The organism is Streptomyces sp. NBC_01116, assembly GCF_041435495.1.
In the GTDB taxonomy this organism is placed as follows: Bacteria; Actinomycetota; Actinomycetes; order Streptomycetales; family Streptomycetaceae; genus Streptomyces.
In genome coordinates, this window is record NZ_CP108644.1 from 6,562,793 (window position 1) to 6,586,023 (window position 23,231).

At 72.9% G+C, this 23,231-nt stretch carries 22 protein-coding genes; 16 read left to right on the forward strand and 6 right to left on the reverse strand.

Annotation, left to right across the window (positions count from 1 at the left end):
• Positions 1-171 precede the first annotated feature (171 nt).
• The 5 genes from OG245_RS28960 (at position 172) to OG245_RS28980 (ending at position 6,847) form a co-directional block, all read left to right on the forward strand.
• Positions 172-3,102 carry a GNAT family N-acetyltransferase gene (locus OG245_RS28960; RefSeq protein ID WP_371626320.1) on the forward strand — a complete coding sequence of 977 codons (2,931 nt, stop codon included), beginning with the start codon at positions 172-174 and terminating at the stop codon, positions 3,100-3,102.
• 58 nt (positions 3,103-3,160) lie between these two features.
• Positions 3,161-3,757 carry a DUF5998 family protein gene (locus OG245_RS28965; protein ID WP_030577251.1) on the forward strand — a complete coding sequence of 199 codons (597 nt, stop codon included), beginning with the start codon at positions 3,161-3,163 and terminating at the stop codon, positions 3,755-3,757.
• Positions 3,757-4,944, forward strand: coding sequence for an alkaline phosphatase family protein (locus tag OG245_RS28970; RefSeq protein ID WP_371626321.1), 1,188 nt, complete (start codon positions 3,757-3,759; stop codon positions 4,942-4,944). The genes OG245_RS28965 and OG245_RS28970 overlap by 1 nt, the downstream gene beginning before the upstream one ends.
• A 44-nt stretch (positions 4,945-4,988) precedes the next feature.
• Positions 4,989-5,639 carry a thymidine kinase gene (locus OG245_RS28975; protein WP_047179213.1) on the forward strand — a complete coding sequence of 217 codons (651 nt, stop codon included), beginning with the start codon at positions 4,989-4,991 and terminating at the stop codon, positions 5,637-5,639.
• Between the two features lie 146 nt (positions 5,640-5,785).
• Positions 5,786-6,847: a metallophosphoesterase gene (locus OG245_RS28980; RefSeq protein WP_371626322.1), complete on the forward strand. Its 1,062-nt coding sequence runs from the start codon at positions 5,786-5,788 to the stop codon at positions 6,845-6,847.
• Positions 6,848-6,887: 40 nt separating this feature from the next.
• Here OG245_RS28980 and OG245_RS28985 read toward each other — a convergent pair whose 3' ends face one another.
• Complete coding sequence (locus OG245_RS28985) at positions 6,888-7,682, reverse strand: VOC family protein (protein WP_371626323.1); 795 nt, start codon at positions 7,680-7,682, stop codon at positions 6,888-6,890.
• Between the two features lie 233 nt (positions 7,683-7,915).
• Between OG245_RS28985 and OG245_RS28990 the strand changes: the two genes are divergently transcribed.
• Positions 7,916-8,746 (forward strand): sulfurtransferase, encoded by an 831-nt coding sequence (locus OG245_RS28990; RefSeq protein ID WP_371626324.1) that lies wholly within the window; start codon positions 7,916-7,918, stop codon positions 8,744-8,746.
• 132 nt (positions 8,747-8,878) lie between these two features.
• Here OG245_RS28990 and sepH read toward each other — a convergent pair whose 3' ends face one another.
• Positions 8,879-9,979 (reverse strand): septation protein SepH, encoded by a 1,101-nt coding sequence (gene sepH / locus OG245_RS28995; protein ID WP_371626325.1) that lies wholly within the window; start codon positions 9,977-9,979, stop codon positions 8,879-8,881.
• 575 nt (positions 9,980-10,554) lie between these two features.
• On the opposite strand from sepH, the gene OG245_RS29000 reads away from it, so the two are divergent.
• Positions 10,555-11,628, forward strand: a complete 1,074-nt coding sequence (locus tag OG245_RS29000) for a hypothetical protein (protein WP_371626326.1) — start codon at positions 10,555-10,557, stop codon at positions 11,626-11,628.
• A 90-nt stretch (positions 11,629-11,718) separates the two neighbouring features.
• Here the strand turns inward: OG245_RS29000 and OG245_RS29005 are convergent, their stop codons facing one another.
• Positions 11,719-13,041, reverse strand: coding sequence for a D-arabinono-1,4-lactone oxidase (locus OG245_RS29005; protein ID WP_371626327.1), 1,323 nt, complete (start codon positions 13,039-13,041; stop codon positions 11,719-11,721).
• Entirely contained in the window at positions 12,998-14,245 is a 1,248-nt protein-coding gene (locus OG245_RS29010) for an MFS transporter (protein WP_371626328.1), read from the reverse strand. Before OG245_RS29010 ends, OG245_RS29005 begins: the two co-directional genes overlap by 44 nt.
• Positions 14,246-14,478: 233 nt before the next feature.
• On the opposite strand from OG245_RS29010, the gene OG245_RS29015 reads away from it, so the two are divergent.
• Together OG245_RS29015 and OG245_RS29020 are read left to right on the forward strand one after the other, a co-directional pair.
• Positions 14,479-15,606 (forward strand): ferrochelatase, encoded by a 1,128-nt coding sequence (locus OG245_RS29015; protein WP_371626329.1) that lies wholly within the window; start codon positions 14,479-14,481, stop codon positions 15,604-15,606.
• 45 nt (positions 15,607-15,651) lie between these two features.
• Positions 15,652-16,452 (forward strand): inositol monophosphatase family protein, encoded by an 801-nt coding sequence (locus OG245_RS29020; RefSeq protein ID WP_371626330.1) that lies wholly within the window; start codon positions 15,652-15,654, stop codon positions 16,450-16,452.
• A 105-nt stretch (positions 16,453-16,557) separates the two neighbouring features.
• On the opposite strand, the gene OG245_RS29025 is transcribed toward OG245_RS29020, so the two are convergent.
• On the reverse strand, positions 16,558-16,731 hold the full coding sequence (locus OG245_RS29025) for a hypothetical protein (RefSeq protein WP_018957059.1): 174 nt from the start codon (positions 16,729-16,731) through the stop codon (positions 16,558-16,560).
• Positions 16,732-17,113: 382 nt separating this feature from the next.
• Here OG245_RS29025 and OG245_RS29030 point away from each other — a divergent pair, with 382 nt between their 5' ends.
• The 4 genes from OG245_RS29030 to OG245_RS29045 all read left to right on the forward strand — a co-directional run bounded on the left by OG245_RS29030 (position 17,114) and on the right by OG245_RS29045 (position 20,674).
• Positions 17,114-17,767: a response regulator transcription factor gene (locus OG245_RS29030; RefSeq protein WP_030577291.1), complete on the forward strand. Its 654-nt coding sequence runs from the start codon at positions 17,114-17,116 to the stop codon at positions 17,765-17,767.
• 5 nt (positions 17,768-17,772) lie between these two features.
• Complete coding sequence (locus tag OG245_RS29035) at positions 17,773-19,005, forward strand: sensor histidine kinase (protein ID WP_371626331.1); 1,233 nt, start codon at positions 17,773-17,775, stop codon at positions 19,003-19,005.
• Positions 19,006-19,410: 405 nt separating this feature from the next.
• Entirely contained in the window at positions 19,411-19,707 is a 297-nt protein-coding gene (locus tag OG245_RS29040; RefSeq protein ID WP_003965732.1) for a DUF4193 domain-containing protein, read from the forward strand.
• A gap of 13 nt (positions 19,708-19,720) precedes the next feature.
• Complete coding sequence (locus OG245_RS29045) at positions 19,721-20,674, forward strand: hypothetical protein (protein ID WP_371626332.1); 954 nt, start codon at positions 19,721-19,723, stop codon at positions 20,672-20,674.
• A 97-nt stretch (positions 20,675-20,771) separates the two neighbouring features.
• Here OG245_RS29045 and OG245_RS29050 read toward each other — a convergent pair whose 3' ends face one another.
• Positions 20,772-21,230 (reverse strand): DUF3093 domain-containing protein, encoded by a 459-nt coding sequence (locus tag OG245_RS29050; protein WP_371626333.1) that lies wholly within the window; start codon positions 21,228-21,230, stop codon positions 20,772-20,774.
• Positions 21,231-21,288: 58 nt separating this feature from the next.
• Between OG245_RS29050 and OG245_RS29055 the strand changes: the two genes are divergently transcribed.
• The 3 genes from OG245_RS29055 to OG245_RS29065 are packed head-to-tail and all read left to right on the forward strand — an operon-like array spanning position 21,289 to position 23,175.
• On the forward strand, positions 21,289-21,873 hold the full coding sequence (locus OG245_RS29055; RefSeq protein ID WP_050360243.1) for a PaaI family thioesterase: 585 nt from the start codon (positions 21,289-21,291) through the stop codon (positions 21,871-21,873).
• The gene (gene dut, locus OG245_RS29060; protein ID WP_371626334.1) at positions 21,870-22,400 is read left to right on the forward strand and encodes a dUTP diphosphatase; all 531 of its coding nucleotides are present in this window, start codon (positions 21,870-21,872) and stop codon (positions 22,398-22,400) included. Before OG245_RS29055 ends, dut begins: the two co-directional genes overlap by 4 nt.
• A gap of 1 nt (position 22,401) precedes the next feature.
• Positions 22,402-23,175, forward strand: coding sequence for a DUF3710 domain-containing protein (locus tag OG245_RS29065; protein ID WP_371626335.1), 774 nt, complete (start codon positions 22,402-22,404; stop codon positions 23,173-23,175).
• The last annotated feature ends 56 nt before the right edge of the window (positions 23,176-23,231 follow it).

The following is a 23,231-nucleotide window of genomic DNA, read 5'->3' on the forward strand; positions in this document are numbered from 1 at the left end:
GTTCTGCCCTTCACATATCAACGGTTGTCTAGACCAGTCTCTCATGCAGTGCGTGGTGCTGTGCCCGGCCTCCTGTCCGGTCCCGTACTCCAGCGGCCCAGGTCCGGGCCCCCTCGGACTGCCCGGGCACCGATCCCTCCGCGACCGGGATCCCCGCCGTAGGCTTTGCCCATGGAGCCCACGCCGGAGCAGAGTCCGCATCACGCGTACCCCGACCACTGGGAAGCGGACGTGGTGCTCCGCGACGGGGGCACCGCGCGCATCAGACCGATCACCACGGACGACGCCGAGCGACTGGTCAGCTTCTACGAGCAGGTGTCCGACGAGTCGAAGTACTACCGGTTCTTCGCCCCGTATCCGCGCCTATCCGACCGGGACGTGCACCGCTTCACCCATCACGACTACGTCGACCGGGTGGGACTGGCCGTCACGATCGGCGGCGAGTTCATCGGAACGGTCCGCTACGACCGCATCGACGACCGGGGCCGCCCCGCCTCCGCGCCCGCCGACGAGGCCGAGGTCGCCTTCCTCGTCCAGGACGCCCACCAGGGCCGGGGCGTCGCCTCGGCGCTGCTCGAACACATCGCTGCGGTCGCCCGCGAGCGCGGCATCCGGCGCTTCGCCGCCGAGGTGCTCCCCGCCAACAACAAGATGATCAAGGTGTTCCGGGACGGCGGCTACACCCAGCGCCGCAGCTTCGAGGACGGCTCCGTCCACCTCACCCTCGACCTCGAACCCACCGAGAAGTCGCTCGCCGTCCAGCGCGGCCGCGAACAGCGCGCCGAGGCCCGCTCGGTGCAGCGTCTGCTCGCCCCCGGCTCGGTCGCGGTCATCGGCACCGGCCGCACCCCCGGCGGCGTGGGCCGTACCGTCCTGCGCAACCTCCTCTCCTCCGGCTACACCGGCCGCACGTACGCGGTGAACCGCGCCTTCGACGAGGGTCTGGCCACCCTCGACGGCGTCCCCGCCCACCGCTCGCTCGGCGAGATCGACGAGCAGGTCGACCTCGCGGTCATCGCCGTCCCCGCCCACCGGGTCCCCGAAGCCGTCGCCGACTGCGGGGAGCACGGCGTCCAGGGGCTGGTCGTCCTTTCCGCCGGATACGCCGAGCGGGGCGCCGAGGGCCGCGGACTCCAGCGCGAGCTGGTCCGCCAGGCCCGCTCGTACGGCATGCGGATCATCGGCCCGAACGCCTTCGGCGTCATCAACACCGCCGAGTCCGTCCGGCTGAACGCCTCGCTCGCCCCCGAGTCGCCCGCCCGTGGCCGGATCGGCCTGTTCACCCAGTCCGGCGCGATCGGCATCGCCCTGCTCTCCGGCCTCCACCGGCGCGGCGCGGGCCTGTCCTCCTTCATCTCGGCGGGCAACCGGGCCGACGTCTCCGGCAACGACTTCCTCCAGTACTCCTTCGAGGACCCGGACACCGACGTCGCCCTGCTCTACCTCGAATCGCTCGGCAACCCCCGCAAGTTCACCCGCCTCGCCCGCCGCACCGCCGCCGTGAAGCCCGTCGTCGTGGTCAAGGGGGCCCGGCACAGCGGCTCCACCCCGCCCGGCCACGCCGTCCCGGTCAGCCGCATCCCCGACGCCACGGTCTCCGCGCTGATGCGCCAGGCCGGCGTCATCCGGGTCGACACCGTGACCGAGATGGTCGACGCCGGGATCCTGCTGGCGGGCCAGCCGCTCCCGGCCGGCCCCCGGGTCGCCATCCTCGGCAACTCCGAGTCCCTCGGCCTGCTGACGTACGACGCCTGCCTGGCCGAGGGGCTGCGCCCGCGCCCGCCGATCGACCTCACCACCGCCGCCTCCCCGCAGGACTTCCGGGACGCGCTGGCCGAGGCGCTGGCCGACGGGACCTGCGACGCCGTGATCGTCACCGCCATCCCGTGGGTGGGGGAGAACGGGGAGGCCGAGACCGGTGACGGCCAAGTGCTCGCCGGCGCCCTGCACAAGGCCGTGGCCGGGGGCTCGGCCAAGCCGGTGGCCGTCGTCCACGTCGAGATCGGCGGCCTCGCCGAGGCGCTGGCCGCCGCCTCCAGCACCGCCGCGCCACGCCCCCGCACGGTGGCGCCCACCGCCGACCGGCCCCGGGCGGCCACCACCTCCCCGCGGACAAGCGCCACCCCGGAAGCGAGCCCCGCCCCGAGCACGAGCCCCGCCCCGAGCGCCGACCCGGCCACCCCGGAAGCGAGCCCAGCCCCGGAGACCGCCACCGGCCCCGCCCCCGGCCGCATCCCCGCCTACCCCGCCGCCGAACGCGCCGTGCGGGCCCTCGCCGAGGCCGTGAAGTACGCCCAGTGGCGGCGCCAGGCGGCCGTGCCCGGCAAGATCCCCGAGTTCCTCGACGACACCATCGACGAGCCCGGGGCCGCCGCCCTGATCGAGGCACAGCTCGCCACCGCCCCCGACCCGCGCGGCCGCCCGCTCACCCACGACGAGGCCCGGGAGCTCCTCGGCCGCTACGGCATCGCGGTCCGCCCCACCCTGCCCGCCCCGGACCCCGGGGCCGCCGTCGCCGCGGCGGCCCGGCTCGGCTACCCGGTCGCCCTCAAGACCACCGCGCCCCACCTGCGCCACCGCGCCGACCTCGGCGGGGTCCGCCTCGACGTCGCCGACGAGGAGGCGCTGCGCCGGGCGTACGGAGAGCTGACCGACCTCCTCGGCAAGCCCGCCGAACTGCTCCCCGTCGTCCAGGCGATGGCCCCGCGCGGCGTGGACACCGTCGTCCGCGCCTCCATCGACGCCGCCGCCGGGGCCGTCCTCTCCTTCGGCCTCGCGGGCGCGCCCTCCGAACTGCTCGGCGACACCGCGCACCGGCTGGTCCCCGCCACCGACCGCGACGCGGCCGAGCTGATCCGGTCCATCAGGGCGGCCCCGGTGCTGTTCGGCTGGCGCGGTTCGGCCCCGGTCGACACGGCCGCGCTCGAAGAGCTGCTGCTGCGGCTGTCCCGGCTGGTCGACGACCACCCCGAGGTGGTCTCCGTCGCCCTCGAGCCCGTCGTCGTCGCCCCGCACGGACTGACCGTGCTCGGGGCGAGCGTCCGGCTCGCCCCGCCGCCCGCCCGGAACGACCTCGGCCCCCGCCGCCTTCCGAACTACTGAGACCCGGTGGCCACCGGGGCGTCCCCGGCAGTCACCGGTCCGCCGTAGGATGGTGCTCATGGCAAAGACCGGTACGACGACCCAGGGGCTGCGCGCGGCGATCGAGCGCAGCGGCTACTACCCGGCCCTCGTGGCCGAGGCGGTGGAGGCCGCCGTCGGCGGGGAGCCGGTCGCTTCGTACCTGGTGCACCAGGAGACCACGTTCGACTCCAACGAGGTGCGCCGCCATGTGACGGTCCTCGTCCTGACCGAGCACCGGTTCATCGTCAGCCACACCGACGAACAGGCCGCCGACACCAGCTCCCCGACGCCCTACGCCACCACCTCCACCGAGTCGGTGAAGCTGGAGCGGATCTCCTCCGTCGTGGTCAGCCGCGTCGTGGCCAACCCGGAGAAGTACGTCCCGGGCACCCTGCCCCGCGAGGTCGTCCTGACCATCGGCTGGGGCGCGGTCTCCCGGATCGACCTGGAGCCCGCCGCCTGCGGCGACGCCAACTGCGAGGCCGACCACGGCTACACCGGCAGCTCCACCGCCGACGACCTGAGCCTGCGGGTCAGCGAGGCCGGCGACGGCCCCGACGCCGTGCGCCAGACCCTCGCCTTCGCCCAGTCGCTCTCCGAGGCCACGGCCGCCACCGCGGCGACCGGCCGCTGATGGCCCAGCCCGCCTGGCAGGACCCCGTCCTGCTGCCCCTCGACACCGCCCCCGTCCCCGAGTACGGCAGCGGCTCGCTCGCGGACCTGCTGCCGACGCTCGCCGCCGGACAGGAGGTGCCCGGCTTCACGGCCGCGATCCCGGAGCTGACCCCGGCCGACCGCAACTGCGTCTTCCTGATCGACGGCCTTGGCTGGGAGCAGATCAAGGCCCACCCGGACGAGGCCCCCTTCCTGCACTCCCTCCTCCCCACCTCGCGCGGCGGCACCGGCCGCCCGCTCACCGCGGGCTTCCCCTCCACCACCGCCACCTCGCTCGCCTCGGTCGGCACGGGGCTGCCGCCCGGCGAGCACGGCCTTCCCGGCTACACCGCCCGCAACCCGGAGACCGGCGAGCTGATGAACCAGCTCCGCTGGAAGCCGTGGACCGCGCCGAAGGTCTGGCAGCCGTACCCCACGGTCTTCCAACGCGCCGACGCCGCGGGCGTGCACACCGCGCAGGTCTCCGCGCCGACGTTCGAGCAGACCCCCCTCACCAAGGTCGCGCTCAGCGGCGGCTCCTTCCTCGGCCGGCTCTCCGGCGAGGACCGGATGGACGTCGCCGCCCAGCGCCTGGCCGCGGGCGACCGCTCGCTCGTCTACACGTACTACAGCGAGGTCGACGGCAAGGGCCACCGCTTCGGCACCGACTCCGACGCCTGGCGCGGTCAGCTGATGTACGTCGACGGGCTCGCCCGACGCCTCGCCGAGCAGCTCCCGCCGCGCTCGGCGCTGTACATCACCGCCGACCACGGCATGATCGACATCCCCTTCGACGAGCAGTCCCGGATCGACTTCGACGAGGACTGGGAGCTGCGCGCCGGCGTCGCCCTCCTCGGCGGCGAGGGACGCGCCCGCCACGTCTACGCGGTGCCGGGCGCCCAGGCCGACGTCCTGACCGTCTGGCGCGAGGTGCTCGGCGAGCAGTTCTGGGTCGCGAGCCGGGACGAGGCCATCGCGGCCGGCTGGTTCGGTCCCACGATCGACGAGCGGGTGTACGGCCGGATCGGCGACGTGGTCGCCGCCGCCCACGACGACGTGATCATCACGGCCTCCGTCAACGAGCCGCACGAGTCGGCGATGGCGGGCGTACACGGCTCCCTGACCCCCGTGGAACAGCTCGTCCCCCTCCTCGAAGTACGCTCGTAACCCCTCCCGCCGTGCCCGTCCCTCCGAAAGGTGCTCGACCCCTCATGCCCGAGCTGGTGTTCTTCTCCGGAACCATGGACTGCGGAAAGAGCACGCTGGCCCTGCAGATCGGTCACAACCGCTCGGCGCGCGGGCTCCAGGGAGTGATCTTCACCCGGGACGACCGCGCGGGGGAGGGCAAGCTCTCCTCCCGGCTCGGCCTGGTGACGGACGCCGTCGAGGCCGAGGAGGGCATGGACCTGTACGCGCACATCGTCGACCGGGTCAGCCGGGGCGGCCGGGTCGACTACGTGATCGTGGACGAGGCGCAGTTCCTCGCCCCGGACCAGATCGACCAACTGGCCCGCGTCGTCGACGACCTGGGGCTCGACGTCTTCGCCTTCGGCATCACCACGGACTTCCGCACCAAGCTGTTCCCGGGCTCCCAGCGGCTGATCGAGCTGGCCGACCGGATAGAGGCCCTCCAGGTCGAGGCGCTCTGCTGGTGCGGCGCCCGCGCCACGCACAACGCCCGCACGGTGGACGGCGAGATGGTCGTCGAAGGCGCCCAGGTCGTCGTCGGCGACGTCAACCGGCAGGCGGGCGAGGTCGGTTACGAGGTGCTGTGCCGCCGCCACCACTGCCGCCGCATGACGAGCCGTTCCGTCCACGCCGGCGCGCTCTCGCCGGACGTCCTGCCGGTGTCGTCGGACTGACCGGTGTCGTCGGACTGAGCCGCTCGTCCCGCCGTCCCCGGGCTTCAGCCGGCCGCCACCTCTCCTACGCCGAGAAGTCATCGTGACCGGCAAGGCTCCCCCCGTCCGACCCCGCCCAGGGGTCGCACGGCGAAGGAAGACAACCGATGGATCGCAGAGCGTTCATGGCCACCACGGGCCGCGCCTCACTCCTGGCGGGCGGGGCCCTCACCGTCGGCGCCGCCCTGACGGCGCCGGCGGCCGAGGCCGCCACAGCCGCCTCGGAGCACGGGAAGCACGGCCACGGCAGCGGGGGCCGGACGGTGCGGTTCAACATCATCAGCGACATCCAGGGCGACCTGGCCGACTTCGGCAAGGCCCTCGACGACCTGCACCGGATCAACCCCCGCAGCGCCGGACTGGGGATCGCCGGCGACATCACCCCCCGCGGCTACGACTTCGAGTACGCGGACGTCCGCCGCACCCTCGGGCGGCACCGGCACCCCGAGAACCTCGCGTGGGCCATCGGCAACCACGAGTTCTACGTCCCCAAGTACAGCGACCCGGACACGCTCGCCCAGGACACCTGGCCCAACGGCACCACGGAGGACTCGCTCTTCCGCAGCTTCTACAATTTCGCGGGCCGGAACAAGGTCTACGCGGAGACGTCGTTCGGCGGTGTTCCCGTCCTGACCCTCGGAACCGAACGCTACGCGCACTACCACGACGCGAAGCTGTGGGACGAGGTGTGGATCAGCGACGCGCAGTTCGCCTGGCTGGACGACCGGCTCGCCCACTGGGCCCGGCGGCGCAGGCCCGTCATGGTGTTGACGCACCACCCCCTGCCCAACACCGTGTCGGGCACCCGCAACAAGCTCTATCTGGGCGACTACCTCCAGCCCGACCGGCTCCTGTCGATCCTCGGCCGCCACAAGGACGTGTTCCTCTTCTCCGGCCACACCCACTGGGACCTCAACCTGTCGGACTGGGTGGTCCGCAGGGTCGTCCCCGGCACCGGAAATCTCGACGGCTTCACCGTCGTGAACACCGCGGCGGTCCAGACGGGCTGGACGGACGACGGCAAGGGAGGCGAGGTCGCGGTGGGCGGCGCCTTCAACCAGGGCCTCCAGGTCGAGGTGGGCCCCCGTACGGTGGTCATCAAGGCGCGCGACTTCTCCACGGGCACCTGGCTCAAGCAGCTCACGGTTCCGCTGCACACCGCCGCCTGAGACGCGGGGTGGGGCGGGGCAGAGGCGTCACCGCCGACGTTCAACGGCCGGACGCACCGCTCCCGGCGGCGGACCGGATGACCGTGAACACGGCGCCCTCAGGGTCCGAGACCGTCGCCAGCCGGCCGCTCGACCCCTCGCGCGGCGGCTGGAGGACGCGCCCGCCCAGCTCCACCACCCGGGCCGCGGCCCGGTCGGTGTCGGCGACCTCGAAGTACGTCATCCAGTGCGGCCCCCGGTCGCGCGGCAGCGCGTGGCCGACCCCGTGCAGCGCCGCCACCGGAACGTCGTCCAGGTGCAGGGTCTGGTAGTCGAAGTCGGCCGAGACGACCGCCTCCGTCTCATAGCCGAAGACCGACTGGTAGAACTTCGCGACCATCGAGGTCTCCCGGGTCACCAGCTCGTTCCAGACCGGGGTGCCGGGCACGCCCGCCGTCATCGTGCCGATGTGCTCCGAGCCCTGCCAGATCCCGAAGACCGCCCCGCTCGGGTCCGAGGCGATGGCGAGCCGCCCCGCCTCGCCCGCGTCCAGCGGTCCGACCGCGACCGTCCCGCCGCAGGAGCGGACGACCTCCGCGGTGGCGTCGGCGTCGTCCGTCGCGAGGTAGGTGGTCCAGGCGATCGGGAGATGGCGGTCGGGCGGCAGTTGCCCGATGCCCGCGACCTCCTGCCCGTGCAGCAGCCCGCGGACGTAGGGGCCCAGTTGGTCGGGACCCGGCAGGAACTCCCAGTCGAACAGGGCCCCGTAGAACTCCTGGGTCGTGGTCAGACCGTGCACGATCAGACTCACCCAGCAAGGTGTTCCGGGCGTGCGCCGGGCGTGGGCCTCGGTCATCGTCTTCTCTCCTCGGACCGTATGGGTGGCCGTGCGGGGAACGGGACAGGTACGCCGTCCCGGGTCGGGAAGCGGTCCGCGTGCCCCGTGCAGATGCTTGCACCCCCCGGCGCGTCAGGCGCACCGGCCGCGCCGCGTCGTCCGGGATCTCGACGAAGGACGGCCGGATTCCCGCCGACCGTCCCTTCCGATGCTGTTATGGGTACCGGTGCCGCTGCGCGAGGATGGCACCCATGAAGCCCATCATCACCGCATCCGCGTGCGCGAGCGAGTCGGCCGGATCGCGACCGCCGGTGCTCCTCGACGTCCGCTGGCAGCTCGGCGGCCCGCACGGCCGCCCCGACTACGAGGCCGGTCACCTGCCCGGCGCGGTCTTCGTCGACCTCGACACGGAACTGGCGGGACCGGCGGGCGACGGCGGCCGTCACCCCCTCCCCGACCCGGAGGCCTTCGGGGCAGTGATGCGCCGTGCCGGGGTCGGCCAGGACACCCCGGTCGTGGTGTACGACGGTGGCCTGGGCTGGGCCGCGGCGCGCGCCTGGTGGCTGCTGCGCTGGACGGGGCACGGGGACGTACGGGTCCTGGACGGCGGTATCGCCGCTTGGACGGGCGACCTCTCCACCGACATCCCGCGCCCTCCCGAGGGCGATTTCCGGCCGAAACCGGGGGCCCTGCCCACCCTGGACGCGGAGAGTGCGGCGGCCTTCGCCCGCTCGGGTCTGCTGCTGGACGCGCGCGCGGCGGAGCGCTACCGGGGCGACGTGGAGCCGATCGACCGCGTCGGCGGCCACATTCCCGGTGCCGTCTCCGCACCGACCACCCAGAACGTCGACGAGGGCGGGCGCTACCTTCCGGCCGAGCGGCTCGCCGAGCGGTTCGCCGGCCTGGGGGCGGAGGGGAGCCCCGAGGGCGTGGGCGTCTACTGCGGATCCGGGGTCTCCGGCGCGCACGAGGTGCTGGCCCTGGAGATCGCGGGCTTCACCGGCGTCCTGTACCCCGGTTCCTGGTCCGAGTGGTCCTCGGACCCTTCCCGGCCCGTCGCAACGGGGCCCGAGCCCCAGTAGCCCCGCGGCGCCGACCGAGCGGGCGGGACTTTCGCAACACGCCCCAGGCGGTCGGGGGCGGGGAGACGGCAAGGCAGCGGGGTCCGTACGCGACCGCGTACGGACCCCGCTGCCACCGGTGGTCATTCCCGGTCAGTCCTGCTTCTTGCGCCGGGTGCCGAAGACGATCTCGTCCCAGCTCGGCACGGCGGCCCGGCGGCCCGGCCGGACTCCGTCCGCCTCCGCCTGACGGTCCGTCGTCCCGGTCAGCCGGTCGCGGTGACCGGCCACCGCCCGGGGCATCAGCACATCCGCGTACGCGGACCCCGCGCCGGCCGAGGCCGCGGCGGCCGGCGGCTCGTCCGCCTCCGCCTCCTCCGCCGGTTCGAGCGCGGGCGGCTCGGGCTGGATGGGCCGCTCGGGGACGACCATGTCGCCGCGGAAGCTCGGCACCGCCTCCAGCAGGCTGGTCAGCGAGTCGCGCTCACCGGCCGAGGCACTGCTCACGTACTCCTCGGGCTCGGCGGCGGCCGGAGCGGGCCGCTCGATCTGCCGGTCCAGGGCCCGGTCCAGCGGTCGGTCGCGGTCGATCTGCCGGTCGAGGCTCCGGTCCAGCGGCCGGTCGCGCGGCAGCCGGGCGATCCGGGGCACGAACGGGAAGCTGGGCTCGGGCGCGGCGACGTCGTCGGTCTCGCCGATCAGCGAGCGCGCCTCGTCGTCCACGGCCTGGACCAGCCGCCGGGGCGGGTCGTACGTCCAGCTCGCCGAGTGCGGCTCACCCGCGACCCGGTAGACGAGCAGGACCTCCCAGGTGCCGTCGTCGCGACGCCACGAGTCCCACTGGACGGTTTCCTTGTCGGCGCCGCGCAGCAGGAGTCGCTCCTGCACCGCCTCGCCGAGTTGAGGGCCGGTGTTCTCGCCGGGACGGCGCACAGGAGTCTTCCGGGCCCGCTCGGCCATGAAGGCGCGCTCCGCGAGCACAGGGCCCTCGAAGCGGCGTACACGGTCGACGGGGATGCCCGCGAACTGGGCGACCTCCTCCGCGGAGGCACCGGCCCGTATGCGGGCCTGGATGTCGCGGGGACGGAGGTGGCTCTCCACCTCGATCTCGATCTGGCCGAGCCGGGCGCGGTCGTTGCGCACGGCGGCGCGCAGCCGCTCATCGATCGGAAGCGTGTACTCCGTGCTGTCCGCAGCCTTGAGCACCAGTCGTGTGCCGTCGTTGGAGACGGCCACGACACGCAGTTCGGGCATGGGGACCTCCCGGGTGGTGCCTGCCGACGTCACGTGCGTCGCTGCTTCCGCTAGTCGAGTGTGACCTGCCCGGGTGCAGCCTGCCACAACCTTGCCAAGTTGCCCGGCGTGTCGGGCGCTCGTCCTGGTGCACCACCATGACACGGTTACCCATTGCGACCCAAAGCGACCGATTTGGCCGCTCTGTGCAGCAGGCATCCGTGTGATGCCTTCACGCCGTCGGTGTGAGTGCTGCCGTCGGACCCTCCGATGGCAGCGGATTCCCACGTCGGAGTCCGCCCCAGGGCTCGTCACAGTACTCCATTCGAGCCATCGAGGTGGACCGGCGCGCCGCCGAACTTCTCGTGGGGCGCGGGAGTTGAGTTACCCAGTTCTCCGCGAAACGCCCCTGGTGCGTGTTGTGCTTCACACAATCTCCGGAAACGGAACTATCCACTTCGCTCATTTGTCCCTTCCTGTTGCATGGTGGGAGAGATGTCAAGCAGGGGCTGGTAATGGTTCAGAAGCCGGAAAGTGACGCAGAACCCAAGGAAAGGCGCATAGATCTGAGTCTCCCGCAGGTCGCCGGGAGTGCCGTGGCAGCCGTCGCGGCGGCGGTGCTGGCCTCGCAGTTGGGCGTGTACGGCACGATCGCGGGAGCGGGCGTGATGAGCGTCGTCGCCACCTGCGGCGGCTCGGTGTTCCAGCACTTCTTCCGCCGCACCGGCGAGCAGATCCGCGAGGTGACGGTCCAGGTGACCCACCCGGAGGGCCGCCAGGTGACGGTGCACACCAAGGAGACGACGCCCGCCGGGCGCAGAGGCGCCGCCGGGCGGTCCGGGCCGGAGCCGGCCGAGGACGCCACCACGGTGCTGCCCACGGTCGACCCGGGCGCGGTCCCGGAGGTGATCCCGGACGCGGAGAACACGCACCTGCTGAAGCCGCTCGACACCGACCGGACGCAGTTGCTGGACCTCGGCGACGCGGTGACCCGGATGCTCCGAGTTCCGCCGGGTACGGGCACGGGAGCAGGAGCGGAGCCCGGAGCCGACCGTACGCAGATGCTGCCGCAGGCCGCCGACCGCACGCGGACGGTTCCGCGGGCCGCGGCGGGCACGGCCGCCGGCGAGGACGCGTTCGGCGAGAGCGTCACCCACGGAACGCGGCTGCGCGGCTGGAAGCGCCCCGCGCTCGCGGCCGCCGCGGTCTTCGCCGTCTCCATGGCCGGGATCACCGCGTTCGAGATGATCTCGGGCAACGACCTGAGCGGCGGCCAGGGCACCACCCTCAGCTCCGTCGTGCGGGGCGGCGGCGACGACCAGGACTCCGGACCCGCCGACCCCACGCCCTCCGGGGACACCGACCGGGACGGCGGAGCGGACGAGCAGGGTCCGACCCCGGGTGACGGCACCGGATCCGGCCCCGACACGGAGCGGGGCGACCGCAACAGCGAGAGCCCCGGTCCCGGTACGGGCACGGGCGGTGAGAACCCGGGCACCGGGTCCACTCCCACGCCGACGCCCTCCGGCTCCGCAGGCGTGACCACGCCCGACCCCGTGCCGCCCGCCCCGTCGCCGTCCGGCGACGCCGGAACCGGCGAGCCCTCGACCGGTACGGGCGTCGCTCCCGGGCAGGGGGAGCAGGCCCCGCCCGGCGCCGACGCCGAGTGACCCGCCGGCGTACCGCGCACAGCGCAACGGCCCCGGCCCCCTCCGCAGGGAGAGGACCGGGGCCGACGGCGTACCGGAAGCCCAGGGACGTCAGTCGCCGAGGACCCGCCGCAGGTAGTCGTTGCCGAACAGGCGGTCCGGGTCCAGCCGGTCGCGCAGCGCGGTGAACTCGCCGAAGCGCGGGTAGACCTCCGCCAGATAGGCCGCGTCGCGCGTGTGGATCTTGCCCCAGTGCGGGCGGCCGGCGTGCGCGGTCATGATCCGCTCGACCGCGGTGAAGTACGACCGGTGGGGCGTGCCCTTGTAGAGGTGCACGGCGATGTAGGCGCTCTCCCGGCCCGAGGCGGTCGACAGGGCCATGTCGTCGGCCGGAGCGGTGCGCACCTCGACCGGGAAGCTGATCTTCAGCGGTGACCGCTCGACCATGGCCTTCAGCTCCCGCAGCACCGCCACCGCCTGCTCCCGCGGAACGGCGTACTCCATCTCCACGAACCGCACGCGGCGCGGGCTGGTGAACACCTTGTACGGGATGTCGGTGTACGTACGCGCCGACAGCGCCCGGCTGGAGAGCCTGGCGATCGAGGGGATCGTCGCCGGGACGGCGCGGCCGAGCGAACAGGCGACCTGGAAGACCCCGTTGGACAGCAGCTCGTCGTCGATCCAGCTGCTCACCCTCCCGGGCGGGGCGGCCGGTCCGGCGCTGCGGTTGTTGCGCTTGGTGTTGCAGTTCCCGGTGTGCGGGAACCAGTAGAACTCGAAGTGCTCGTTCTCGGCGACCAGGGCGTCGAAGTCCGCGGTGACCCGGTCGAAGCCCATCGGCTCCTCACGGGCCGTCAGCAGGAAGATCGGCTCCACGGCGAGGGTGACGGCGGTGATCACCCCGAGGGCGCCGAGCCCGATCCGGGCCGCCGCGAAGATCTCCGGGTTCTCCCGCTCCGAGCAGACCAGGACCGTGCCGTCGGCGGTGACCAGCTCCAGTGCGCGGATCTGCGCCGCTATCGACGCCGAGTCCCGGCCGGTGCCGTGCGTGCCGGTGGAGGTCGCCCCGGCGATCGTCTGCTCCATGATGTCGCCCATGTTCGTGAGCGACAGGCCCTCGCGGGCGAGCGCGGTGTTCAGCCGCTTGAGCGGAGTCCCCGCCTCCACCGTCACCGTCATCGACGCGCGGTCGATGTCCCGGATCCCGGTGAGCAGGTCGGGGCGTATGAGCACCCCGTCCGTGGCGGCCGCCGCCGTGAAGGAGTGGCCCGCGCCGACCGGCTTCACCCGCAGGCCCTCCGCGCCCGCCCGGCGCAGCACGTCCGCGAGCTCGTCCACGGACGCGGGGGACTCGGTGCGGGCGGGCCGGGCGGTGACGGTGCCCGCCCAGTTACGCCACGCGCTCGTCGTCGTCCGTGCGTAGGTGTCGGTCATCTTCCCCGCGCCCTCCCGTCGCAGCCGGCCCGGCCAGCCGGCGATATCCCAGGACCGCCACCGCCGCCGCGAGCGCTCCCGCCACGACGGGCACCGCGTACCCCGCCTTCGCCCCGGCGGCGTCGACCACCCAGCCGGCGGCCGAGGAGCCGAGCGCCACTCCGACCGCGAGCCCGGTACTGGTCCAGGTCATGCCCTCGGTCAGCTTGGTGCGCGGTACGTGCGCTTCGACGAGGGCCATGGTGGTGACCATCGTCGGTGCGATGGCGAGGCCCGCGACAAAGAGCGCCACGGCCAGCAACGGAAGGTTCCCGGCCAGTAGGAGGGGGATCATACTCACGGCCATCGCGCAGACACCCACCAGCCACCTGGTCGAGGGGTTCCCCTTCAGGTGCAGCAGCCCGAACACGGCCCCCGCGAGACACGAACCGAGCGCGTAGACGGCCAGCACCAGGGAGGCGGCGGCCTTGTGCCCGCGCTCCTCGGCGAAGGCCACGGTCACCACGTCCACGCCCCCGAAGATCGCGCCCGTCGCCACGAAGGTGGCCACCAGGACCTGGAGTCCCCGCGAGCGCAGCGCCGATCCCCCGGTGTGCAGCGACTTCGGGTGCGGCACCGGCTCGGTCGCCCGCTGCGCGGTCAGCCAGAAGACGCCGACCAGCAGGAAGCCGGCCGCGATCAGCGGCCCCGCCTCCGGGAACCAGGCGGTGGACAGACCGATGGAGATGATCGGGCCGAAGATGAAGCACACCTCGTCGATGATCGACTCCCACGCGTACGCGGTGTGCAGATCCCGGCTGGAGCCCCGGTAGATCTCCGCCCAGCGGGACCGGATCATCGACCCCACGCTCGGCACACAGCCCGCGCCCGCCGCGAAGACGAACAGCGTCCACTCCGGAGCCCCCTGCTGGGCGCAGATCAGCAGGCCCGCCACCGCCGCCACCGCGACCAGCGTGACCGGGCGGAGCACCCGGCGCTGCCCGTAGCGGTCGACCAGCCGGGAGACCTGGGGGCCGCAGACCGCCGCCGACATCGCCAGGGTCGCCGAGAGCGCCCCGGCCAGCCCGTAGCGGCCGGTGAGCTGGGAGATCATGGTGACGACGCCGATGCCCATCATGGACAACGGCATCCGGCCGAAGAAGCCCGCCGCGGAGAACTCCTTGGAGCCGGGGGCGGAGAAGATGGCGCGGTAGGGGCTGGGCAAGGGGTACTCCGGTCGCGTGCCTGTCAGGCGTATAGCTGGCCGATACAGCTTACGGCCGGACGGACGTCCCGGGCACCGTAATCCGGGCGGCGCCCCGCGAGCGGCGGGGCGCCCGGCCGCCGGGATTCCCGGCCTTCCCCGGTCCTTCCGGCCGGTCCCTCCGAACGGTCTTTCCGACGGGGCGTCGGATGTCGGTTGCCGCCCTGTCGGAGGCGGGTGGCAGGATCGGTGCCATGTCCGATCTGCGCGATCCCGCTCCCTACGACGCCCTGCTGCTGCTCTCCTTCGGCGGCCCCGAGGGCCCGGACGACGTGGTCCCGTTCCTGGCGAACGTGACCCGCGGCCGAGGCATCCCCGAGGAACGCCTCAAGGAGGTCGGCAAGCACTACTTCCTGTTCGGCGGGGTCAGCCCGATCAACGCGCAGAACCGCGCGCTGCTCGACGCCCTGCGCAAGGACTTCGCGGAGCACGGCCCGGATCTCCCGGTCTACTGGGGCAACCGCAACTGGGCCCCGTACCTGACCGACGTCCTGCGCGAGATGACCGCCGACGGCCACCGCCGGATCGCCGTCCTCGCCACCAGCGCCTACGCCTCCTACTCGGGCTGCCGCCAGTACCGCGAGAACCTCGCCGAGTCCCTGGCCGCCCTGGAGGCCGGGGGGCTGGAGGTGCCCCGGGTCGACAAGCTGCGGCACTACTTCAACCACCCCGGCTTCGTGACGCCCATGGCGGACGGCGTCCTCGCCTCGCTCGCCGACCTCCCCGAGGACGTCCGCGCGGGCGCGCACATCGCGTTCACCACCCACTCCATCCCGACCTCCGCCGCCGATGCCTCGGGCCCGGCCGACGCGCACGGCGACGGCGGCGCGTACGTCGCCGAGCACCTCGACGTGGCCCGGCTGATCATCGAGGCGGTGCGCGAGGAGACCGGCATCGCGTACCCGTGGCAGCTCGTCTACCAGTCCCGCAGCGGCGCCCCGCACATCCCGTGGCTGGAGCCCGACATCTGCGACCACCTGGAGACCCTGAGCGACGAGGGAGCCCCCGCGGTCGTGATGGCGCCCATCGGCTTCGTCTCGGACCACATGGAGGTCCTGTACGACCTCGACACCGAGGCCGCCGCGAAGGCCGCCGAGATCGGCCTGCCGGTCCGCCGGTCCGCCACGGTGGGCGACGATCCGCGCTTCGCCGCCGCCGTACGGGAGCTGCTCCTGGAGCGCGCCGCGACCGAGCGCGGCCGGACGGTGGAGCGCTGCGCGCTGGGGTCCCTGGGTCCCTCCCACGACCTCTGTCCGGTCGGCTGCTGCCCCGCCAGGGCCCCGAAACCCGCCGCCGCGGGCGCCGACAGCCCGTACGCGTAGCCCGTAGGACCGCCTGTCCGTACGCACCGACCCCTTGGGAGCGCCGTGACCGACCCCGCCCTGTCCGAACTGCTCGACCTCGCCCTGGAGGCCGCCCGCCGCGCCGGAGCCCTGCTGCGCGACGGCCGCCCGGCCGACCTGGGGGTGGCCGCGACCAAGTCCAGCCCCATCGACGTGGTCACCGAGATGGACATCGCCGCCGAGAAGCTGATCACCGGCTACCTCTCCGACTTCCGCCCCGACGACGGCTTCCTCGGCGAGGAGGGGGCCAGCTCCCCGGGCAGCACCGGCATCCGCTGGGTCATCGACCCGCTCGACGGCACGGTGAACTACCTCTACGGCCTGCCCACGTGGGCGGTCTCCATCGCCGCGGAGCGCGACGGGGAGCGGGTCGTGGGCGTCGTCGAGGCCCCGATGCGCCGGGAGACCTACCGGGCGGTCCTCGGCGGCGGTGCGTTCGCGAACGGCGAAGCCCTGCGCTGCCGGCCCGCCCCGCCGCTGGACCAGGCGCTCGTCTCGACCGGTTTCAACTACGTGGGACACGTCCGCGCCCACCAGGCGGACGTCGCCCAGCGGCTGATCCCCCGGCTCCGGGACATCCGGCGCAGCGGCTCGGCGGCCGTCGACCTCTGCGACGTGGCGGCGGGCCGGCTGGACGGCTACTACGAGCGCGGGCTGCACCCCTGGGACCTGGCGGCGGGCGACCTCATCGCCCGGGAGGCGGGCGCACTGACCGGCGGCCGTCCGGGACTGCCCGCCGACGGGGACCTGACGGTGGCCGCGACCCCCGGTGTCTTCGAGCCGCTGCAGGCCGCACTCGACGAGCTGGGCGCCTGGCACGACTGACGGGCCCCGCCCCGAGGAAGGCCCTGGCGGGGGGCCTGAGGGCACCGCACACGCCACGGGGCCCCGGGACACCGTCATGGTGTCCGGGGCCCCGTGGCGTACGGCTCAGACGCTGGTGGCGCCGATCTCCACGCCGTGCTCGGCGGCGAGCCGGCGCAGATCGTCCAGCTCGCCCTGCTCGACGTCCGCGAGGAAGTCGTCGCCGTCCTCGCGGGCCCGGGTGAGGACGGTCTCGGTCGTCTTGATGCGTTGCAGCAGACCTGCGGTGAAAGCGTCCATGATGCGCCCCCTCATCGTGGGTCGGTGGCACGGGGGTGTGCCCGGGATCCCTCCGGCCGGGGGGCCGGAGGAGCGGGTGATCGCGCCGCCGCTCCGGGGAAAAGAAGCGGGCAGTGGCATGCCACGTGACAGGCGTGATCGCGGGTGTGAAGCCCTCTTCCCCGCGCCACGGTTCGGAGAAACCTCAACTGGCCCGCAAATCCGGCGGTTTCCCGGCGGGCCGCCGCCGGGAGGCCGGGCCGCCGCCGTCTTACCGCCGGTTTATGCGTGTTGCGGGCAGGATGTAGGCGCACAGTCGGTCATCGCTGCCCGTGTCCGGGCGGGCCCCACGTGGGCCGCCGGCTCTGTGAACCCATCGAAGGACCGAAGGAAGGACTGCGCCGTGCGCGTACTCGTCGTCGAGGACGAGCAGCTGCTCGCCGATGCGGTGGCCACCGGACTGCGCCGGGAGGCCATGGCCGTCGACGTCGTCTACGACGGTGCCGCGGCCCTGGAGCGCATCGGGGTCAACGACTACGACGTCGTCGTGCTGGACCGGGACCTCCCGGTGGTGCACGGGGACGACGTCTGCCGCAGGATCGTCGAACTGGGCATGCCCACCCGGGTGCTCATGCTCACCGCGTCCGGCGACGTCAGCGACCGGGTCGAGGGCCTGGAGCTGGGCGCGGACGACTACCTGCCCAAGCCCTTCGCGTTCAGCGAGCTGACCGCCCGGGTGCGCGCGCTGGGCCGCCGTACGACGGTGGCGCTGCCGCCGGTCCTGGAGCGCGCCGGCATCAAGCTCGACCCGAACCGCCGCGAGGTCTTCCGCGACGAGGCGGAGATCCAGCTCGCCCCGAAGGAGTTCGCGGTGCTGGAGGTCCTCATGCGCAGCGAGGGCGCGGTCGTCTCGGCGGAACAGCTGCTGGAGAAGGCCTGGGACGAGAACACCGATCCCTTCACCAACGTGGTGCGCGTCACGGTCATGACGCTCCGCCGCAAGCTCGGCGAACCGCCCGTCATCGTCACCGTGCCGGGCTCCGGATACCGGATCTGAGGATCATGGCCACCACCCCCGGGCCCTCCGCGGCGCCTCCGAAACCCACCTGGGAGCCCAAGCAGCAGGAGCCCCCGTACCCCTGGCTGCGCCCGACCATCCGGATACGGCTCACGCTGCTGTACGGCGGGATGTTCCTGATCGCGGGCATCGTGCTGCTGTCGATCATCTACATGCTGGCGGCGCAGGCACTGAGCGTCGGCACGGATCTGCCGTTCGAGATCGTCAGCGGCAAGGTCACCAGCGAGATCTGCGACCTGCCCCCGAACGCCAGCCCGGACGCCTTCAACGCGGCGATGAACGCCTGCGTCAACCACCAGCGCAAGGCGGCGCTGGAAACCCTGCTCAACCGTTCGCTGCTCGCCCTGGTCGGCCTCAGCGTGATCGCGTTCGCCTTCGGCTACGCCATGGCCGGACGCGTGCTGTCCCCGCTCGGCCGGATCACCCGGACCGCGCGCCGGGTGGCCGGGACCGACCTCACCCGTCGGATCGAGCTGGACGGCCCGGACGACGAGCTGAAGGAGCTGGCGGACACCTTCGACGACATGCTGGACCGGCTGGAGCGGGCTTTCACCGCGCAGCAGCGCTTCGTCGGCAACGCCTCGCACGAGCTGCGCACCCCGCTGGCGATCAACCGCACCCTGCTGGAGGTCCATCTCTCCGACCCGGAGGCCCCGCCGGAGCTCCAGCAGCTCGGCAAGACCCTCCTGGCCACCAACGAGCGCAGCGAGCAGCTCGTCGAGGGCCTGCTGCTGCTGGCCCGCAGCGACAACCAGATCGTCGAGCGCAAGCCGGTCGACCTCGCGGAGGTCGCCGAGCGCGCCATCGACCAGGCACGGTCGGAGGCGGTGGCGAAGAAGGTCGAGGTCCGGGGCGAGCGGGCCACGGCGGTGGTCCAGGGCAACGGCGTCCTGCTGGAGCGGATCGCGCTGAACCTCGTGCAGAACGCCGTGCGCTACAACGTGCCCGAGGACGGCTGGGTGGAGGTCACCACCGAGGCGCGGGACGGCCAGGCCCTGCTCGTCGTCTCGAACACCGGACCGGTGGTCCCGGCCTACGAGATCGACAACCTCTTCGAGCCCTTCAGGCGGCTGCGTACGGAGCGCACGGGCAGCGACAAGGGGGTCGGGCTCGGCCTGTCGATCGCGCGGTCCGTCGCGCGGGCCCACGGAGGCCGTATCATCGCGGAGCCCCGCGAGGGCGGTGGTCTCGTGATGCGCGTCACCCTGCCGGTCTGAGAGGCTGCACGATGTGACTCGGCACCGAATCTTCATGTTCGCTTTGGGCGGAATTTTCAGGACCCGTTCCCGGGCGATTCGTGTGTGATCGATCACAGAGCCGATTTTCCGGTCATCTACTCTCCGTGATCGCGACTCCGTCGGAAAGCCGGTAATCGTCCGGGTTTTCGAGGATCGTTATCACGGGAAGTACACGGGGTGGCACCCGTGAACTGCGCAGTCGGGACCGTGTACGGTCCCCATCGCCACCCAAGCCGAGCCTCGCCGAGGCGCCCGGTTGGGTGTCGATTGAGTAACAGACCTTGATGTGAGGCAAAATCTCCGCCTCAGGTCGGGCACAAGTCCGGCCTCTCACGCGTTACGTGCGCTGAGACACCCGTAGACACCCAAGAGGGGGAGAGCGACATGGCGACGGATTACGACACCCCACGCAAGACCGACGACGATGTGGACCAGGACAGCCTCGAAGAGCTCAAGGCACGTCGGAGCGACAAGACGGCGTCCGCCGTCGACGTCGACGAATTCGACGCGGCCGAAGGACTCGAACTGCCCGGCGCGGACCTCTCCAACGAGGAGCTGGCCGTCCGGGTGCTGCCCAAGCAGGCCGATGAGTTCACCTGCATGAGCTGCTTCCTGGTGCACCACCGCAGCCAGCTGGCCCGCGAGAAGAACGGTCAGCCCATCTGCCGCGACTGCGACTGAGGTCGAGTCGGCCGTGGCAGGCGAGACACCGTTCCGGAAGCGGCGCCCCTGGCGCCGGCACGGCCCGGGGACGAACCAGGACGGTACGGGCGGCACAGGCCCGGCAGAAGGCGGCAACGCGTCTGCCGAGCGGTCCGCCGCCCTGCCGGATCACTCCGGCAGTTCCGACGACGAGCGGGGCCGTTCGGCCTCGCTCGAGGTGGCCGGGGCGGCAACGTCGCCGGACCGGCCCGCAGAGCAGGATCGGGCGGAGCCCACGACCGGGGGCCGTCTGCACGCGGTGAGACGGGGTGTGGGCAAGGGCCGGGACAGCGCGAAGGCACTGGCCGCACAGCTGGCCGACCGCATCATCGACACGGCCCCGCGCGTGCCGGTGCGCGACCTCGCCACCCTGCGGAAGCAGTTCCCCGGGCTGGGGCCCGAAGAGCTGGCCGACAAGCTGGTCACGGGAGCCTGCCGGGCCACCGCGACCGTCGGCGCAGGCATCGGGGCCGCCGCCATGATGCCCGTACCGCCCGCCATGATCGCCGAGCTGGCGGCGGAGGTGACCGGCGTCGCCGCGATCGAGATGAAGCTCGTCGCCGAGCTCCACGAGGTCTACGGCCGCCGACCCCCCGGCAATCTCGGCCAGCGCAGCACCGCGTATCTGACGTCGTGGACGGAGGAGCGCGGCATCGACGTCACGCGCCCCACCACGCTCAACGCCGCCCTGGGCGGCCAGATGAAGCGCGAGCTGCGCCAGCAGATCATGAAGCGCATGGCGCGCAATCTGCCCAACCTGATCCCGTTCATGATCGGCGCCGCCGTCGGCGCCACGATGAACCGCCGTGACACCCGCAAGCTCGCCGACCGGGTCAGGAACGACCTGCGCAAGGACCGGATCCCCTGGGACCGGCTGCCCGCGCTCCCCGCGCTGGAACAGCCCCTGGACCCGGCCGAGCTGCCCAAGGAGATCGAGGGCCCCTGAGCCTTCTCCGGAGCCCTCGCGTCAGGGCGTGCGCTGCGCTCGGGCCGGGACGGCGCTCGGGCGGTCGGGCGGCGCTCAGGCCGCCGCCGGACAGTGCTCAGGCCGTCGGGACGGTGCTCAGCGCCGCCGCCAGGCCCTGCGGGTTCCGGGTCGAGAGGTAGACGTACGGTGTCGGGTCGTCCGGGTCCGTGACCTCCACCCGCACCGCCGTCTCCACATAGCCGCGCAGCAGCATGAACGCACGGGCGTCGGCCTTGTGCGTCCGCCAGGCCCGTGCCTCCTCGGCGTCCAGCACCTCGGGCTCACCGAGCGCCGACAGCGGGATCCGGGCGTCGCCTGCGACGAGCGCCCCCGCCACCACCCGGATCCGGGCGGAGCCGTAGCTGCTCACCAGGAGCGCGGCGGCGACCGTGCCGCCGGCCAGACCGGCGAGCAGCGGCAGGGTGCCCAACGGCAGAAGCATCAGAGCACAGGCGACACCGACCCCGAAGGCGATGAACCACCAGGAGCGGGGCGCGGTGAGACGTTCGTCGAAGGGCGGGGCGGAAGGCTGCATGGAACCAAGCTTGGCACGGCGCGACCGGCGGACCGCCGCGCGGGTAAGGTCTGCGCCTGTGAGTGGAACATCAGCAGCTCTGACACCCCCGGCAGACGCCGTCGCGCCGGTCCGGCACCCCGATGCGCCCGCCCCCGGCGAGCTCCTCGGAGCGCACTACGAACACTGTTTCGGCTGCGGCGGGGGACAGCCGCACGGACTGCACCTGATGGCGCGGGCCGGTGAGGGCGTGAGCGTCACCGCCGAGTTCACCGTGCAGCCCGCCCACCAGGGCGCCCCCGGCCTCGCCCACGGCGGCGTGCTCGCCACGGCGCTGGACGAGACCCTCGGCTCGCTGAACTGGCTGCTGCGCACGATCGCGGTGACCGGACGGCTGGAGACCGACTTCGTCCGGCCCGTCCCCGTGGACACCGTGCTGCACCTCGACGCCCGGATCACCGCCGTGCACGGCCGGAAGATCTACTCCACCGCCACCGGCCGGATCGGCGGCCCCGACGGGCCCGTCGCGGTCCGGGCCGACGCCCTCTTCATCGAGGTCAAGGTCGACCACTTCATCGACAACGGCAGGCCCGCCGAGATCCAGGCCGCCATGTCCGACCCCGACCAGGTCAGGCGCGCCCGCGCCTTCGAGGTGAACCCGTGACCCGCAGCCCCGTCGACGTACTGATCCGCCTCCTCGACCCGGAGGTGCCGATTCCGGCGTACGGGCACCCGGGCGACGCCGGGGCCGACCTGGTGACCACCGAGGCCGCCGAACTCGCCCCCGGCGAGCGCGCGGTGCTCCCCACCGGGGTGTCGATCGCCCTGCCCGACGGGTACGCCGCGTTCGTCCACCCGCGCTCCGGCCTCGCGGCCCGCTGCGGAGTGGCCCTCGTGAATGCCCCAGGGACGGTTGATGCCGGGTACCGTGGGGAGATCAAGGTGATCGTGGTCAACCTCGATCCGCGCGAGAGCGTGCGATTCGAACGGTTCGACCGGATTGCCCAACTGGTTGTCCAGCAGGTCGAGAAGGTGCGCTTCCACGAGGTGGCGGAACTTCCCGGCTCGGCGCGGGCCGAAGGGGGCTTCGGGTCCACCGGCGGCCACGCGTCGGTGGACGGCGCCGAGGGCGGGATCACCCACGGTGGGAACAGCTACGCTTCGGTCGTATCCGACCGGGAAGGACAGTGACGTGTTCGGACGTCGCAAGAAGAGTGGTTCCGCCGAGGACGAGGCGGACGAGGTGCGCGAGGCCGAGCAGGTCGCCGACGAGCCCGAGGGCAGTGACGGCGCCGCCAAGGGCGCCCGTCGGATGAACCTTCCGCCGGCCCCCAGGCCGGACGGACCCTGGGACAGCACCGAGGTCACCCAGCCCGGCGAGGGCCGGGTCGACCTGGGCGGCATCTTCGTCCCCGGGGTCGAGGGCATGGAACTGCGCGTCGAGGTGGCCGGGGACGCGATCGTCGCCGCCACCGTGGTGCTGCGCGACAGCGCGGTCCAGCTGCAGGCCTTCGCCGCCCCCAAGAAAGAGGGCATCTGGGGCGAGGTCCGCGACGAGATCGCCTCGGGCATCACCCAGCAGGGCGGCATCATCGACGAGGTCGAGGGCCCGCTGGGCTGGGAGCTGCGCGCGCAGGTCCCCGTACAGCTCCCGGACGGCACGGGCGGTGTGCAGCTGGTGCGCTTCGTCGGCGTCGACGGGCCGCGCTGGTTCCTGCGCGGAGTGATCTCCGGCCAGGGCGCCGTCCAGCCGGAGGCCGCAGGGCTGCTGGAGACGATCTTCCGGGACACCGTGGTCGTCCGCGGCGACGGCCCGATGGCCCCCCGCGACCCGATCGTCCTCAAGCTCCCCAACGACGCCCAGATGGTGCCCGAGGGTGTGCAGCAGGAGGACCAGGAGAGCTCGAAGTTCTCCGGCGGCATGGGCCAGCTCCAGCGCGGGCCCGAGATCACCGAGGTCCGCTAGGGCTACGCGGCGGGACTTCGCGGTAGTCGCAGCACAGGCCGGTGGGCCGCACCCTT